The sequence below is a fragment of the Martinezella multihospitum genome (assembly GCF_900094585.1).
Lineage (GTDB): Bacteria > Pseudomonadota > Alphaproteobacteria > Rhizobiales > Rhizobiaceae > Rhizobium > Rhizobium multihospitium.
Genome location: NZ_FMAG01000010.1, coordinates 120,124 through 135,093 on the forward strand (window position 1 = coordinate 120,124; position 14,970 = coordinate 135,093).

The 14,970-nt window shown below is 57.5% G+C and carries 13 protein-coding genes and 1 pseudogene; 5 read left to right on the forward strand and 9 right to left on the reverse strand.

Annotated elements, in window-relative coordinates; all coding sequences use genetic code 11:
* Nucleotides 1-732: 732 nt before the first annotated feature.
* The gene (locus tag GA0061103_RS30205; protein ID WP_173412799.1) at nt 733-1,119 is read left to right on the forward strand and encodes a GFA family protein; all 387 of its coding nucleotides are present in this window, start codon (nt 733-735) and stop codon (nt 1,117-1,119) included.
* A gap of 74 nt (nt 1,120-1,193) precedes the next feature.
* Nucleotides 1,194-1,469 carry a hypothetical protein gene (locus GA0061103_RS30210; protein WP_425349563.1) on the forward strand — a complete coding sequence of 92 codons (276 nt, stop codon included), beginning with the start codon at nt 1,194-1,196 and terminating at the stop codon, nt 1,467-1,469.
* A 218-nt stretch (nt 1,470-1,687) separates the two neighbouring features.
* Here GA0061103_RS30210 and GA0061103_RS30215 read toward each other — a convergent pair whose 3' ends face one another.
* Complete coding sequence (locus GA0061103_RS30215; protein ID WP_092587959.1) at nt 1,688-2,578, reverse strand: LysR family transcriptional regulator; 891 nt, start codon at nt 2,576-2,578, stop codon at nt 1,688-1,690.
* 218 nt (nt 2,579-2,796) lie between these two features.
* Here GA0061103_RS30215 and dctA point away from each other — a divergent pair, with 218 nt between their 5' ends.
* A complete protein-coding gene (gene dctA / locus GA0061103_RS30220) occupies nt 2,797-4,107 on the forward strand; it encodes a C4-dicarboxylate transporter DctA (RefSeq protein WP_092587960.1) in 1,311 nt (436 codons plus the stop codon).
* Between the two features lie 35 nt (nt 4,108-4,142).
* A complete protein-coding gene (locus GA0061103_RS30225; protein ID WP_092587961.1) occupies nt 4,143-5,306 on the forward strand; it encodes a mandelate racemase/muconate lactonizing enzyme family protein in 1,164 nt (387 codons plus the stop codon).
* A 101-nt stretch (nt 5,307-5,407) separates the two neighbouring features.
* On the opposite strand, the pseudogene GA0061103_RS30230 reads toward GA0061103_RS30225, so the two are convergent.
* The 7 genes and pseudogenes from GA0061103_RS30230 to GA0061103_RS30265 form a co-directional block, all read right to left on the reverse strand.
* Nucleotides 5,408-5,563 (reverse strand): annotated as a pseudogene (locus tag GA0061103_RS30230) (winged helix-turn-helix transcriptional regulator); the annotation flags it as partial.
* A gap of 614 nt (nt 5,564-6,177) precedes the next feature.
* Nucleotides 6,178-6,465 (reverse strand): MurR/RpiR family transcriptional regulator, encoded by a 288-nt coding sequence (locus GA0061103_RS30240; protein WP_092587964.1) that lies wholly within the window; start codon nt 6,463-6,465, stop codon nt 6,178-6,180.
* A gap of 129 nt (nt 6,466-6,594) precedes the next feature.
* Nucleotides 6,595-7,587 carry an inositol 2-dehydrogenase gene (gene iolG / locus GA0061103_RS30245; protein ID WP_092587965.1) on the reverse strand — a complete coding sequence of 331 codons (993 nt, stop codon included), beginning with the start codon at nt 7,585-7,587 and terminating at the stop codon, nt 6,595-6,597.
* 42 nt (nt 7,588-7,629) lie between these two features.
* On the reverse strand, nt 7,630-8,433 hold the full coding sequence (locus tag GA0061103_RS30250; protein WP_092718249.1) for a TIM barrel protein: 804 nt from the start codon (nt 8,431-8,433) through the stop codon (nt 7,630-7,632).
* Nucleotides 8,434-8,513: 80 nt separating this feature from the next.
* Nucleotides 8,514-9,308, reverse strand: coding sequence for an ATP-binding cassette domain-containing protein (locus GA0061103_RS30255; protein ID WP_092587967.1), 795 nt, complete (start codon nt 9,306-9,308; stop codon nt 8,514-8,516).
* A 2-nt stretch (nt 9,309-9,310) separates the two neighbouring features.
* A complete protein-coding gene (locus GA0061103_RS30260; protein WP_092587968.1) occupies nt 9,311-10,432 on the reverse strand; it encodes an ABC transporter permease in 1,122 nt (373 codons plus the stop codon).
* Nucleotides 10,433-10,556: 124 nt separating this feature from the next.
* Complete coding sequence (locus GA0061103_RS30265; protein WP_092587969.1) at nt 10,557-11,504, reverse strand: sugar ABC transporter substrate-binding protein; 948 nt, start codon at nt 11,502-11,504, stop codon at nt 10,557-10,559.
* A gap of 176 nt (nt 11,505-11,680) precedes the next feature.
* On the opposite strand from GA0061103_RS30265, the gene GA0061103_RS30270 reads away from it, so the two are divergent.
* Nucleotides 11,681-12,676, forward strand: coding sequence for a LacI family DNA-binding transcriptional regulator (locus GA0061103_RS30270; protein ID WP_092718252.1), 996 nt, complete (start codon nt 11,681-11,683; stop codon nt 12,674-12,676).
* Between the two features lie 366 nt (nt 12,677-13,042).
* Here the strand turns inward: GA0061103_RS30270 and GA0061103_RS30275 are convergent, their stop codons facing one another.
* Nucleotides 13,043-14,884 carry a HAMP domain-containing methyl-accepting chemotaxis protein gene (locus GA0061103_RS30275; RefSeq protein ID WP_092718256.1) on the reverse strand — a complete coding sequence of 614 codons (1,842 nt, stop codon included), beginning with the start codon at nt 14,882-14,884 and terminating at the stop codon, nt 13,043-13,045.
* Nucleotides 14,885-14,970: the final 86 nt, after the last annotated feature.

Consider the following 14,970-nt stretch of genomic DNA (forward strand, 5'->3'; position numbering starts at 1 on the left):
TCTTGCCAGCGTCCACTCGCCGAAAGCGATCGTTGCCTCAGGCGGTTTCAATGGATCGTCCGAACCTGTGTTCGTGTGGAGTATGGATTTGACGCAGTCTTGGTAATGGAACATACCGTCACGCCGCGCCGATTAGGCGAACTTTGAGCCGCTAGATCTCGGCTCTGCCGTACATGCCTTTCGACCATTTTGAGCGTGTTGACCTGTTCCTCGAACTGACCATTTGACCACGGTTCCGCGATCGCCGGCATGACGGCATTGCTGACCTCGTACCTGCACGAAGGATCGATCGACAGCACAAGTTCGCCTGCGGGATTAGATCGTCTGGGAGGATTGTCTCCGCCTTCGGCTCAATGGCGATAGCGGTCTGGAGTAAGCCGCCGGATTGGGCGATCTCGGATCGCATTGTTGGTACCAATGCTGGTTGAACGCTGGGCATGAGTGCGGACAGACAGGCCTGTATACTTAGTTGCCTAGGCAGACAGAACGGTATAAAGTTTTGCCATTATCCGACGATCAAGGGATCTGTGATGCGCAATAAGGGAGTGGCCGTGACCGGCGCAAGGAGCAGCTTCCCGAAGCGCTCGGTGCTGTATCTGGCCCGGCTGGGATAAAATGTCGTGGCGGCTATGCGCGACACCGTCGGTCGTAACAGGCAGATCCTCAACGGATTGATCGCGACAGCTCGGGCGGAAGCTGATCCAGTGCAGGCCTTCAGTCACAGGAGCTACTATGTATAAAGGCAGTTGCCTCTGCAGCACGGTGAAATACGAAGTTCGCGGAGATCTTGGTCCAGCAATCTATTGCCACTGTTCACGATGTCGCAAAGCGACTGCAACCGCGTTTGCGACCAATGCAGCCGTTGCGGCCAGCGACTTTGTGATCATCGAGGGCGAGTCGTCGTTGAAGGCCTTCGATTCTTTGCCAGGTGTCCAACGCTTCTTTTGTTCCAATTGCGGTTCACCGATCATAAGTCGCCGCGATACGATGCCGGAGGTGGTGCGTTTGCGGTTGGGGACGCTCGATACGCCGCTGCCGGCGCCGCCGGCCGCACATTATTTCGTCGCCTCGAAGGCTGAGTGGTACGAGATACACGACGGGTTGCCACAGTTTGCGTAACGTCAACACGATGCTGCAGGCGGAAGTAGCTAGACGAACCATTCCGTTCGCCCTCTTTCCGTGGTTGTCCGTTCGTGAAGGGGCTGGCCGAATTTGGACCGGAGGCTAACTCCCCTGACGTACAGACGACCATCGCCTTCTATTTTAAGGCCTTGCATGAATTCGTTGCCTCACTCATCGAGCCCCTGGCATTGAGCGACCCCGAAAAAGCCGTGATCCAGATCTTGTCGCTCATCCAGGGCTCGATTGTGATGGCGCAATCGACGCCCGATCCTGGACTTGTCAAGATAATCCGCGATGCAGCCAGAGTGTTGCTCGAGAATGCGTTGACCGCGTCGTCTGAAACCTGAAGTTCGTGAGGTTATGAGTAAACGGCCCCGCCGTGAGCATAGCTCCGAGCTATTTCATCTCCTGGCATTGATTCCAACCGGGGCGCTCGACGCGAGCGCCTAGGTGAGGATCAAGAATAACGGAATTGGACTTCGAGGCTGACGCGTTCGCACCCATCGTTGATTTTCATAGGCCGATGACAGTCGTGCTCGTGACCAGCATCACGATCAGCCAATTTCTAGATCAGCTCCCAAAACGCCTCCGCAATAGCGGTCATCCGCTTTCGAGGGCGGATAAGAACGATCTTCACGCTAACGGCCCATTCATCCGACGCAGCCTTCGTCAGCCGGCCTTTTGGCCCCAGTTCGTCCGCAGCAAGGCTTTCGGGTATCCAGGCCACACCCTTCCCATCGACTGCCAACGCTTTTAGCACCATCGCAAGATGGGACGTAAAGACTGTTTTGAGATGAAGCTCGCCGAGTCTGGACGACAGGTTCGAGGCAAGGATGCGCCCCATGCCGGACTTCTCTTCGAATGCAATCTCGGCAACCGGAGCCTCCTGCGTACCGGGCAGATGATGAAGCGCACCACCTTTCCCATCCTTGCCACAGACGGGAATTAGCCGATCTGTCGACAGCTCGACATGTTTGAAGTCCGCCGCGTCCAGGCGAATTTTGCTGTTCTCGTGGTAATGGCACAGGAGAAACTGGGCTCGCCCCTCCAACATGATCTTCTCGCATTCGTTCATGTTATCGGACAACAGTCGAATAGGCATGGTCGAGGTGACATGCCCGAGGCCTTGTATCCAGCCTGGGAAGAACACGAATGACAGCGCGTGGGTCGCGGCGAAGGTCACTGTCGAAGAATCTACCCGTGTACGATCCAGGTCTTGCCTCACCCGTTCCAGTCGGTTGGCAACATCGTTGGCCGCATCCAGCACTATTTCTCCCGCTGCCGTCAGCTTCAGGCGGTGCGTGGATCGATCTACCAATTCCAACCCACACCATTCTTCCAGGGCTCGAATACGACGGCCAAACGCTGGCTGCGTGACGTTGCGATTTTCGGCCGCACGGGAAAAATTCAGTGTTTCTGCCAGAGCCTGAAGGTCGGCCAGCCAAACAGTCTCCATCCTGTCATACCTCAGTGAGCCATGCCGCCACCGCACCGAGATACATCCAGTTCCCCCACGAAATCAAGATGAATGCTGGCGCCCGAGAGCAATGTTCAGTTTTCGCTATGCCAAAACGGCACCAATAGAGCCCGTATCGGCATTGGACGAGGTGCCTCCCTTGTCCTTATGACATGCCCCTGTGCGGAGGAACGCATCTAAACAGGGAGGAGAGACCAATGGCTAAACGTCTGTTGAGTCAGCTTTACATACAGGTGTTGATCGGCATCGGGGTCGGTATCATCCTCGGGCTTTTTACTCCCGATATCGCCACGAAATTGCAGCCTTTGGCCGATGGCTTCATCAAACTGATCAAGATGCTGCTTGCGCCGGTCATCTTCGGCACTGTCGTCCTCGGCATCGCCAAGATGGGCGACATCAAGGAGGTCGGAAAGATCGGCGCACGGTCTCTGATTTACTTCGAGGTCGTTTCGACGATCGCGCTCGTTATCGGGCTGATCGTCGTCAACATCATGCAGCCCGGCGTCGGCATGAACATCGACGCAAGCAAGATCGACGCCAGCACGATCTCAATCTACCAGCAGACTGCCCAGCAACAGGGCGGCGTCATCGAGTTCTTCATGAACGTGATCCCAACAACGATGGTCGATGCATTTGCAAAGGGCGCAATGCTTCAGGTCATCCTGATCGCCGTGCTGATGGGCTGCGCACTTGTCCAGCTCGGCGAGAAAGCCAGGCCCGTCGTCGATCTCTTCGATTCCCTGCTCCAGGCTCTGTTCCGGATCGTCGGCATGATCATGCGCCTGGCGCCGATCGGCGCCGGCGCCGGGGTCGCCTATACGATCGGAAAATACGGCGTCGGCTCGCTCTGGGCTCTCGGGCAGTTGATGCTGGGCGTCTACCTGACGTCGGCCCTGTTCGTGATCGTTGTCCTCGGATCGATCGCCCGTTGGTCGGGGTTCCCGTTGCTGCATTTCTTCCGGTACTTCAAGGACGAAATCCTGATCGTGCTTGCGACCTGCTCGTCGGAAGCCGTACTGCCGCGGATGATGGCGAAGCTGGAGAAGCTCGGCTGCAAGAAATCCGTGGTCGGACTGGTGCTGCCGACCGGATACACATTCAACGCCGACGGCACCTGCATCTACCTGACGATGGCCGCCGTCTTCGTCGCCCAGGCGACCAACACGCCGCTCGGGATCGAAGGCCAGCTTGTCATCCTGGGCGTTCTGCTGCTCACCTCGAAGGGGTCGGCAGGCGTCGCGGGAGCGGGTTTCGTCACCCTCGCGGCAACTCTCTCTAGCTTCCATGCCATTCCGGTCGCCGGTCTTGTCCTTCTGCTTGGCGTCGATCGCTTTATGAACGAGGCCCGCGCCGTCGTAAACCTGATCGGCAACGGCATCGCCACCATCGCGATCGCAAAATGGGAAGGCGCTCTCGACCAGGAGACGGTCGCCGCTGTCATCTCCGAGCAGCGCGGCGAACGTCCCCGAAACATCACCGCATCACCCGCCGAACTGGCGTCCCGATAACAAACACATCGAACAAGTACCGAACGGAGAATGCTATGCGTATCCTTGATGTTTGCGAAGTTACGAAGCCAATCGCTTCGCCAATCCGTAATGCCTATATCGACTTCAGCAAAATGACGGCTAGCCTGGTTGCCATCGTCACCGACGTCGTCCGTGACGGTCGCCGTGTTGTCGGCTACGGCTTCAACTCGAACGGTCGTTATGGCCAGGGCGGCCTGATCCGTGAGCGCTTCAAGGACCGTATCCTCGAAGCCTCCCCGGAAAGCCTGATGAATGACGCGGGCACCAATCTCGATCCGCACAAAATCTGGGCGACGATGATGATGAACGAGAAGCCCGGGGGGCATGGCGAGCGGTCTGTCGCCGTCGGTACCCTCGACATGGCGATATGGGATGCGGTTGCAAAGATCGAGGGCAAGCCGCTCTTCCGCCACCTTGCAGAACTGAAGGGCCGGGAAGCCAATCCGAAGGTTTTCGTCTATGCGGCTGGCGGTTACTACTATCCGGGTAAGGACAACAGCGCGCTTCGCAAGGAGATGCGCAGCTATCTCGACCGTGGCTATAACGTCGTGAAGATGAAGATCGGCGGGGCATCAATCGATGAGGATCGCGGTCGTATCGAATCTGTCCTCGAAGAGATCAGCTCCCAGGCCCGGCTAGCGGTGGATGCCAACGGTCGCTTCGATCTTGAGACCGGCATCGCTTATGCCAAGATGCTGCGCGACTACCCGCTCTTCTGGTACGAGGAAATCGGCGATCCGCTCGACTACGCCCTGCAGGCGGCAATTTCCGAGTTTTACGACGCCCCGATGGCAACCGGCGAGAACCTGTTCTCCCACCAGGATGCCCGCAACCTGCTGCGTTATGGCGGCATGCGTGCCGACCGCGACTTCTTGCAATTCGATTGCGCCTTGTCCTACGGCCTCGTGGAATACCTTCGGACCCTTGATGTCCTGCGCCAATTCGGCTGGTCGCCTTCTCGCTGCATACCACATGGCGGCCACCAGATGTCCCTCAACATTGCGGCAGGGCTTGGTCTCGGCGGCAATGAAAGTTACCCGGACCTGTTCCAGCCCTATGGCGGCTTCCCGGATGGCGTGAAAGTCATCGACGGACACATCACCATGCCGGAACTGCCGGGCATCGGCTTCGAGGGCAAGTCCGACCTCATCAAGGTCATGCGCGAACTCGCTGAGTAAGATCAACGGAGTGGGTGAAAACTTTCGCCCCCTCCAGCTCACGCTTCATGGGTGCCTGCCAAGAAGCCGCAATCCCTAGACGCATCCAACGGAGGCGCCTGTCAGCTCCGGGCTATATCTACGTTCGGCCCAGGCGACGAACGACGCATGTCACGCCGCCTGAAAACCCAATCGATGAGTTCCGCCATTGATGGACCTAAGGCGACCCCTATCTCACTGAGTGCATATTCGACCCTTGGCGGAACCTGGGGATAGAGTGGCAAACTCGCGGGCCTGACACAATCGATCATCCGGAGGTGGTTGCCTGAGGCGGGCAGGCTTCATTGCATTTCGATTAGCTGGACTTCCGGAAGACATGGTGGTGATCGATACGTTTAACCACTACCCATGCGTGACACCGAGATTGCCGATATAGAAGCAGGCGAGGTCGAGAGTGTCTGAGTATTTCAGACAACTCGGCCGACCTGTTGCAAAGGCTTGGTGCGCTATCGGCTCGGATACTCTCGCCCGATTGGGAAACCTGCCGGCCACCCGGGTCCGGTTGCAACGGAAATGAACGTGATCGACATGTCGCCATGGCGCTTGTTGGCGATAGGGGGTTCGACGCCGTCGATGATGGAGCAATTTCGGAATCGTGGTGCCAACAATCGGGCTCGCCCGTATACTCTACGGACTTCACTAGAATTGGCATGCCCGATGCACTCGCCTCCGGGGAAAGATCAAAATTGCCAAAGCGGCGAGACCTTTCCGCCGCTGCGGTTCAAAAGAAGCCTGGCGATACGAAGAGCAATCGCATTGCGGAATATCTCGTGCGTTTGAACAGGGCCTTGTTCATGTAGATCGCAACCTTCTGTATCCGTCGTTCTAGCCCCTAGCGATGATTTTCGGAAATCTTGCGAAGATGATCTCTTATAATCGCGCGAAACTCTCCAAATGTTTGAAACCCAATGTGCTGTGCAAGTCGGTGAACCGTCGTTTGAGAAACCCTGCAATTGCGCGCAATCGCAGCGGCACTTTCGAATGCAATCATTTCCGGCCGTTCTATGATCTGCCTCGCGACCTGCTCGAGACTGCTGGGAAAGACGATCTGCCGTTTGGCGATCAGGTACTTCAATTCCTGCAGTGTCGCGGGAGGACGGCGATTTCTATCCTGCAGCATTGCGCTTCACCTTCCAAAGAACCGTCTTCAGTAATCCCGGTGCGATCCAGACGCATGTCTCGGGGCAGCACGTCATCACCGGTGGCGATGCGGCGATGTGAGAACATGGCCGCATCGCATCGAAGCTTGTTAATCGACCTGCACCGGTCTGCCCGTCTGCCAGCTCACGGTGGCGGCCTCCGCCAGTTTCTGAGCCTGAAGCCCGTCAAGTCCGCCGGGCTTCGGCGAGCGGTCGCCGCTGTCGATCGCATCGATGAAGGCATTGATCTCGTAGGCGTAAGCCTGGGCGTAGCGTTCCAGGAAGAAATATTGGACGGGATCGCCGCTGACACCGCTCGCATTGGAAAGCTCGACGCTGGTTGCATGGATATTCTTCGCCGCAAGCATGCCGGCAGCTCCATGGACTTCGATGCGCTGGTCGTAGCCGTAGGTCGCCCGGCGCGAATTGGTGATGACGGCAATGCGTCCGGAAGCCGTCTGCATCTGTACGGCCGCGGTATCCACATCGCCCTCGGCCCCGATCGACTTGTCAACGAGCGACGATCCGAGCGCATTCACGACGACGAACTCTTCCCCTATGAGGAAACGGGCCATGTCGAAGTCATGGATCATCATGTCGCGGAACAGACCACCGGAGGATTTGACGTAATCGGCCGGCGGCGGCGTGGGATCTCGGCTGGTGATCGTCACGATCTCGATGTCGCCTATATCGCCGCGGCGCAGGCGCGTCTCGACGCTGGCGAAGTTTGGGTCAAAGCGGCGATTGAAGCCGATCATCAAGGTCGACTTGTTCTTCTCGACGACATCGAGGCAGGCATTGATGCGCTCGACCGACAGGGACACCGGCTTCTCGCAGAGGATTGCCTTGCCGGCCCTCGCGGCCGCCTCGATCAGATCGGCATGGCTGGGCGTCGGCGTCGCAATGAGGATCGCATCGACGCTTGAGGATTTGATGACATCCTCCGCGTCGGCAACTTCGGCACCCGTCTGTGCCGCAAGCGCCTCTGCCGATGCTTTGAAAGCGTCGGCCACGTAAGCGAGGTTCGCCTTCGGGTTCGCCGCGATGGTCGCGGCATGCACCTTGCCTATCCGGCCGGCGCCGATCACTCCAAATTTGATCATTGTTATCTCTCCATGATATGTAAGTGTTGACTATCGAAATCTTCAAACCGTGAAGGCGTCGCGGAAACGGGCAAGCGCCGTCTCGTCATCGCCGGAGGCCCAGGCCTCCATGCCGATCGTGCCGCGATAGCCCATGTCCTTGAGCGCGCGGGCGATTGCCTTGTAGTTGATCTCTCCGGTGCCCGGTTCCATACGGCCGGGAACATCCGCCACCTGGATTTCACCGATATAGGGCAGAGCGCGCCGGCATAATTCGATCAGATTTCCTTCACCGATCTGGGCGTGATAGAGGTCGAGATTGAGCTTCAACGCCGGTCGGTTCACCGACGAAACGAGAGCAAGCGTGTCTTCCGCCTTGGCAAAAGGTGTCTTAGGGTAATCGACGGCTTCATTGAGGTTTTCGAGCACGAAGGTGACACCCTCTTTTTCACCGAGGTCGGCGATGCGGTTGAGCGTATCGCGCGCCTTGAGCCACATGGCGCCCGTCACCTTGTCGGCCTTGACCAGGGGCAGGCCCTGACCGTCGAGACCGGTCCCATGCAGGTTGAGGCGTGGGCAGTTGATTTCCCTGGCGATCGGGATCGATCGCTTCGCGGTTCGCAGCAAGTCGTCGGCGCCCTCGTCATCGGCGAGCGTGCCGGTCACATAGCCCGTCATCGACGAGAAGGTCGCTCCTGATCTTGCAAGTGCGGCGATGTCATGTTTCGTCCAGTCCCAGATCTCGGCGTGAAAGCCGAGTTCGGTGATGCGCTTGAGCCTGTCGACGACAGGAAGCGACTTGAAGACCATCTCGGCGCAGACCGCGAGCGTGAAGGGGGATGAGGCATTCGACGAGCCGTCGTTCATGACCGTATTCCATGTTGATGATTGAGTGAAAGGCGGCGGTCTTTGAGAGCCGGCCGGTCGCCGCCTTGGAAGCGTGCGGATTAGATCGTGCCGCCGAGCTCTTCGGAAAGTTGCTGCAGTTCCTTGCCGCCGGCCATGAGGTTTTGCAGCTCATCCATCGCGATATCAGCCTTGGCAAAGGTGCCAAGCGTCTGGCCGCGATTGAGGATGGTGAAGCGGTCCGCCACCGCATAGGCATGTCGGACGTTGTGGGTGATGAAAATGACGCCCAATCCATTCTGTCGAACCTGGTGGATGTATTTCAGCACCATCGAGGTTTGCGCTACACCGAGCGCCGAAGTCGGCTCATCGAGGATGAGGATCTTGGCGCCGAAGTAGACTGCACGTGCAATGGCAACGCATTGGCGCTCGCCTCCGGACAGAGTACCTACTGCCTGATTAGGGTCACGGATATCGATGCCGATTTTGCGCATCTCTTCACGGGTGACATTGTTGCAATGCGTGAGGTCGAGGTGGCGGAAGGGGAAGAAGCCTCTGCGAGGCTCCCGCCCCATGAAGAAATTGCGAGTAATCGACATCAGCGGGATCATGGCAAGATCCTGATAGACGGTCGCGATCCCCGCATCGAGCGCATCGCGCGGACTGCGAAAATTGACCGGCTTGCCATCGACGAGGAACTCGCCTCCGCTTGGGCGGACAACGCCGGAGAGCGTCTTGATCAAAGTGGATTTACCCGCGCCATTGTCTCCGAGGAGACAAAGTACCTCTCCGGCCGACACTTGCATCGATACGCCGTTGAGCGCAATCACGGAGCCGTAGTGTTTGATGATGTCGGTCACTTCGATGATCGGCGTTTGCTTGTGGACATCAGACATGATCAGCGCTCCCCGGTAACCTTGCGGCGAATGAAATTGTTGAAGAGAACGGCCAGCAGCAGCATCGAGCCCAGGAAGACCTGAAACCAGTCGGAGTCGAACTTGGTATAGGTCAGGCCAATCGAGACCGAACCGAAGATGATCGCGCCGAAGAAGGCGCCGATCGCCGAACCATAGCCGCCGGTCAGCAAGCACCCGCCGATGACGGCGGCGATGATCGCCTCGAACTCTTTCTGAAAGCCGCGTCTGGCGTCAGTCGAGCCGGCATCGAGCACAGTGATGATGGCGACCAGCGCCGCCGCGCATGCCGTCAGCGCAAACAGGCCGGTCTTGACCCTGTGGACCGGGACACCAGAATTTCTTGCAGCGTTGGGATCACCACCGGCGGCAAAGATCCAGTTGCCCATGCGGGTACGCAGCAGGACCCAGGTTGCAGCCAGCGCAAGCGCTACGAACCATAATACCGATACCGGAATACCCGTGACCTTCGGCATGCCGTTAGGGAATTTGTCGATAAGATCATGATCGGCAAGCCAGACAAAAGCGCCCTTCAGCGCATCGCCGGAAAAGAAGCCAAGCAGCGGACTGTCGCTGACCCGGTCGCCGATGCCGCGAAGCTGTGTCGAGCCACCGGTCGCCCATTTCAGGCCGACGAGCGTCAAGCCACGGAGAATGAAGAGGAATGCCAAGGTCACGATGAAGGACGGAAGGCGCGTGTGAATGACGATCTGCCCATTGATCGCCCCCATGAACGCGGCAAAAAGCATCGTCATGACGATGGCAACCGAAAGCGGCTGGCCGAAATTCGTGAGGATGACGCCGAAAATCAGTCCCGCAAAGGCCACCATCGAGCCGATCGAAAGATCAAACTCGCCGCCGATCATCAGAAGGGCCGCCGCAATGGCCAAAATCCCCAATTGCGATGCTGGCGCCATGATGGTCATCAGGCCGGAAAGCGAGAACATGGTACGGTCGGCGGTGAGAAAGAAAAAGACGATGACGAGAACAAGGCCAGCCACGGCACCAAGCTCAGGCCGCCGCATCATATGTGTCAGAAAACTTACTTGTTTGACGCGCTCATCGGCCTTCGGCGCAGCCGCCGTTCTCTGCTCAAGCGAAGCCATAACTCCTCCCACGGATCATAATTTAGGGTAGCGTTGGCGCTGCTCGGCAGCGCGGTCAGACAGCCAAACCCCCTCCCCATCAAGGGGGAGGAGATTCTGGGAGAATGCCTTTCGGCAATTCCGGTTAGCGAATGCCCTTGGCGGAAAGATCCACGACTTGGGCGGCCTTTTCCTTGGTGATAAGGTTCGGGCCGGATGGAACATTACCCCCGGGAATAAGCCCGTATTTGGCATAGTTGGCCAAGAATACGACCGGCAGATAGCCCTGCAGGAACTGCTGCTGATCGATCGCGAAGGCAGCCTTACCATCGGCCACGGCCTTCAGGAAATCAGCTGAAAGGTCGAATGTCGCCACCTTGATCTTGCCGGTCATTCCGACATCCTCGACCGCCGCCAGAGAGGGCTCGCCGGCGGTACCGGAACCAAGCGCCATGACAGTGTCGACAGCCGTATTGGAACTCAGCGCCGCCTTGACCTTCGCGCGGACATCAGCCGGATCGTTGCTGACCGGAAGAACCGTAACCTTGCCGCCGAAACCATCGGCAAAGCCTTTGCAGCGCAGGTCGAGCGAAACGTTGCCGACCTCCTGGTTCACACATAGGCCTTCCTTGCCGCCCATCTCATGCAGCTTCGCGCCGGCTGCCTTGCCGGCGGTATATTCGTCCTGGCCGACATGAAGAAGCGCTCCCAGTTCCTTGGAAACGTCGGAACCGGAATTGATGGAAATAACCGGAATGCCGGCGGCGACAGCCTTCCTGATCGACGGTCCGAGCGCGGAGGCATCGGGAATGGAGACGATGAGCCCGTCGGGCTTCTGATTGACGGCCGCATCGATGAGCTGCCCCATCGACACCATGTCGAAGGTTTCCGGAGCGCGGTAATCGACGCTGACGCCCATGTCCTTCGCCGCTGAATTGACGCCATTCTTGACGACGGACCAGAAAGGATCATTGGCCTGGCCGTGGGTGACGGCAACGATGTGAACGTCCGCGGCATTGGCGATTGCCGAAGAGCACATGAGCGCGGCAGCGATGGCTGCGCTCGTGAGAAGCGATTTCAAACCAAATTTCATTTTACCCTCCCAAAAAACAGTCCGCTCTACGCGAACCTCCCAGTGCTACCGGTTGCAACTCCATTTTGCACCCGGTAGCAAGCTCGATAAAACTACTTTATTGTCGACAAAAATCAAGCATCCATTCCATTTTTATTCTTTTGTGGAATATTCATTCCACTCAGGAGGAGACGGTCATGCGCAAACGGGCGACAGCGAAAGAGGTGGCGGAGGCTGCCGGCGTATCGAAGTGGACTGTTATCCGTGCATTCACACCCGGTGCCTCCATTACGGATGCCAGCCGACAAAAGGTGCTTCAGGCTGCCGAGGCCCTGAATTATTCGCCCAACCTTCTCGCCCGCAGCCTTGCGACCAACACCACCCATCAGGTCGCCGTCTTCGTCGACGACTTCGCCAATCCGCACAAGCTTCCGGTTCTGGAGATGTTGACCGAGCGCCTGCAGGCGGAGGGTCTGCTGACCGTATTAATCAACATCAACCGCCATTTCGATCACGTTCACGCGTTGATCAACGCAGACCAGCGGCAGTTCGATGCGGTGATCCTCTTCGGCACGGCCTTTCGCGAGGAAACGCTGGGTGATCGACGTCTTGGCCCAGGTTTCCCGCCGATGTTCGTACTTGCGAGGGACAGCCAAATCCCCGGCGTCCCCGCCATTGCCTGCGATGCCGAACTCGCTCTCAGCGAAATCGTCGACTATCTGTTCGACAAGGGCTATCGCCGTCCCGGCTTTATGACGGGGGCGAGAACCCTGTCGACGGCGCTCGGCAGGCGCCATCATTATACAAATTTCTGGTGGGCGAAAGGTATCGAAGGCGTGACAGAATTGGCTGCGGAGAGATATAGCGCGCAGGCCGGCGCCGAGGCGGCGCGTACCTATTTGAGCGCTACTTCGCCCGCATCGCGCATCGACGTATTGATGTGTGAAAATGACATATTGGCAATGGGAGCGATGGATGTCGCCCGGAGCGAATTCGGGCTCGCAATCCCGAAAGACCTGGCAGTCGTCGGCTTTGACAATATCGAGCTCGGAGGCGCCCCTGCTTATGGATTGACGAGCTACGAGCAGCCGGCCGTCGAGATGGTGGACGCCGTTGTCGCAATGATCGCCGGAAAGCGCGATGCCGAAATGGTTGTCATGCCGGGGCGGCTTGTGCCGAGGTCATCAGCATGAAATGTCGTGCCGGTGCTGCCAAGCCGATCAAGCATTCCCAATTTAACCGACCTAGGTGCTTCTACACTGATGGCGATCACATCGTACGAGCTACGTTCTTGGCTGAGTGCGCTCGTGCGAAATGGAGTTGATAGCGCTGCCACTTCATGCTGGCCCGATCGCTAGGTCACTACCATGTGCAACGGTAAACATGGATCGCAAAAAGTTCGACAGAGTTATTTTCGTGAAGCCGGCCGGCCGGAAGGCAAGCTGCAATAAGTGGGCGAAATGCCTGGCGGAGAATTCCTTTACGAGCACCCTAGCCAAATGCCCCAAGGCCGGGTTCTTCAGAACGATGCGCAATTTAGGCAATTTGCCGGCCGCCGCTCAATGGTATGACCACCCGTGAACCATGGTTGGCATTACGGACCCGGTCACACGAAGATCTAAGTCAAGCTTGAACTTTGAGATAAGTTCCCGAAGACGCCCACTTTCACTTGCAAGCCGTGCGCCTGCTGCGCTCGTCTCCTCGACCATGGCTGCGTTTTGCTGAGTGACGTAATCCATCTGGTTGACCGCCGTATTGACCTCATCAAGACCCACGGATTGTCCTTTCGATGATGTGGCAATCGAAGCCATATGCTGGTTCATCGCTACGATGTGGTCCTCAATTGTCCTCAATGCATCGCCCGTCTCGCGCACCAATTGGACGCCGTTTTGAACTTCCCTCGAAGCGTTGCGAATCAGCTCTTTGATTTCTTTCGCGGCCTGAGCCGAGCGCTGTGCCAATTCGCGCACTTCCTGAGCAACCACAGCGAAGCCCTTTCCTGAATCCCCAGCGCGCGCGGCTTCAACGCCGGCGTTCAGTGCGAGCAGGTTCGTCTGAAACGCAATCTCATCGATGACCCCAATGATATTGGAGATCTGGTCCGATGATTGTTCGATTTTTTGCATCGCATCTACCGCATCGGCGACAACCCTTCCGGATTGACTGGCGCTTTCGGTTGCCTCCATAGCCACCTGGCGCGCTTCCTCGGCGCGTTTGGAAGAATTCGCCACATTCACTGTGATCTCGTCGAGGGCAGAGGCAGTCTCTTCAAGAGACGCTGCCTGCTGTTCCGTCCGCTTGGAGAGATCGTCGGAGCTGGCACTGATTTCCCGGCTCCCAGTGTCGATTGCGTCAGCTGCTTCAGTGACAGCGCGCAGTGTCTCAGCCAGTTGAGCGACAGCGCCGTTGAAGTCGGCCCGAAGTGTCTCGAATTCGATCGCAAACGGGTTTTCCAACTGGAATGTCAGATCGCCACTGGCCAGATGCTTTAAGCCTTCTTCCAGCGCCCTCGTCGCCTGGGCCATGGCCTCGCCCCTTATCCGTTCGGCTTCTGCGTTCCGATGACGCTCCAGTTCAGACTGGTTTCGGTTCGTATCCGCCTCCTGTTGAAGCCTCAAATTTTCGACGGCATTCGCGCGGAAAATTTCGACTGCTGCGGCCATCTCACCCAGTTCATCCGATCGACCGGCATAGGGAACCGGGGAATCTGTATTACCCTCCGCGAGCCTTTTCATGGATACAGTGATAGTTTGGATTGGCTTTGCTACGCCAACGATTGCGAAGTATATCGCCGCAACGATGACCGCAAGGCAGAGCGAAATTATCAAATAAGTGATAGCCAGGGTCGATCGATAGGTTTCCGCACTGGCTCTTTGAGAAGCTGCCGCGCCGTCGGTATCCACGACGACGATCTCGCCAAGTAATTTTCGGATCTCGTTCTCTAGAGGCTGCATCCGCGTTTGCTGCAACTCGGTCGCTTGAGGGAGTTTTCTGGCCCGGGCGAGGGAAATTGCCATGTCGCCGAGTTTGTTCAAGTCGGCAAACAGCGCCTTGACCTTCGAGATCCGATCTCGGCCATAGTCGTCGCTGATGAGAACTTCATATTGAGCCACAGCTCCAAGGAACGCCGAATTTGCCGCCGAAATGCTTTGCTCCGAGGATTTCAGCGAGTCCAAGGTCAAAGCCATAATATAATTGTGATATCCAAGGCTCGCGTTGGAAAGTTCAATATTCATGTCCTTCGACAGCGCGACCTTTGGAAGCCACCTAGAGGTAATATCCTGGGTACGTTTATCCAAAGCGCCCATGCTCGACACCGAGACGATCGAAAATGCAATCACTGTTGTCGCAATAAGCGTTAGCGCACATGTGAGCGCGGCTTTGATGGTTGGACGTTTCATAAATGGCTCCCAGGCGACAAAACTGCTTGATCAAGGTGTGGCTGGAACAAGTTTGTTCCGCCGACGGCAAACGAACACGGCCTCAT

What these genes read in the sequence shown, in the direction of transcription:
- GA0061103_RS30205 (WP_173412799.1), top strand. Translation starts at nt 733, where the DNA reads ATGTATAAAGGCAGTTGCCTCTGCAGCACGGTGAAATACGAAGTTCGC.
- GA0061103_RS30215 (WP_092587959.1), bottom strand. Translation starts at nt 2,578, where the DNA reads ATGGAGACTGTTTGGCTGGCCGACCTTCAGGCTCTGGCAGAAACACTG.
- dctA (WP_092587960.1), top strand. Translation starts at nt 2,797, where the DNA reads ATGGCTAAACGTCTGTTGAGTCAGCTTTACATACAGGTGTTGATCGGC.
- GA0061103_RS30225 (WP_092587961.1), top strand. Translation starts at nt 4,143, where the DNA reads ATGCGTATCCTTGATGTTTGCGAAGTTACGAAGCCAATCGCTTCGCCA.
- GA0061103_RS30240 (WP_092587964.1), bottom strand. Translation starts at nt 6,465, where the DNA reads ATGCTGCAGGATAGAAATCGCCGTCCTCCCGCGACACTGCAGGAATTG.
- iolG (WP_092587965.1), bottom strand. Translation starts at nt 7,587, where the DNA reads ATGATCAAATTTGGAGTGATCGGCGCCGGCCGGATAGGCAAGGTGCAT.
- GA0061103_RS30250 (WP_092718249.1), bottom strand. Translation starts at nt 8,433, where the DNA reads ATGAACGACGGCTCGTCGAATGCCTCATCCCCCTTCACGCTCGCGGTC.
- GA0061103_RS30255 (WP_092587967.1), bottom strand. Translation starts at nt 9,308, where the DNA reads ATGTCTGATGTCCACAAGCAAACGCCGATCATCGAAGTGACCGACATC.
- GA0061103_RS30260 (WP_092587968.1), bottom strand. Translation starts at nt 10,432, where the DNA reads ATGGCTTCGCTTGAGCAGAGAACGGCGGCTGCGCCGAAGGCCGATGAG.
- GA0061103_RS30265 (WP_092587969.1), bottom strand. Translation starts at nt 11,504, where the DNA reads ATGAAATTTGGTTTGAAATCGCTTCTCACGAGCGCAGCCATCGCTGCC.
- GA0061103_RS30270 (WP_092718252.1), top strand. Translation starts at nt 11,681, where the DNA reads ATGCGCAAACGGGCGACAGCGAAAGAGGTGGCGGAGGCTGCCGGCGTA.
- GA0061103_RS30275 (WP_092718256.1), bottom strand. Translation starts at nt 14,884, where the DNA reads ATGAAACGTCCAACCATCAAAGCCGCGCTCACATGTGCGCTAACGCTT.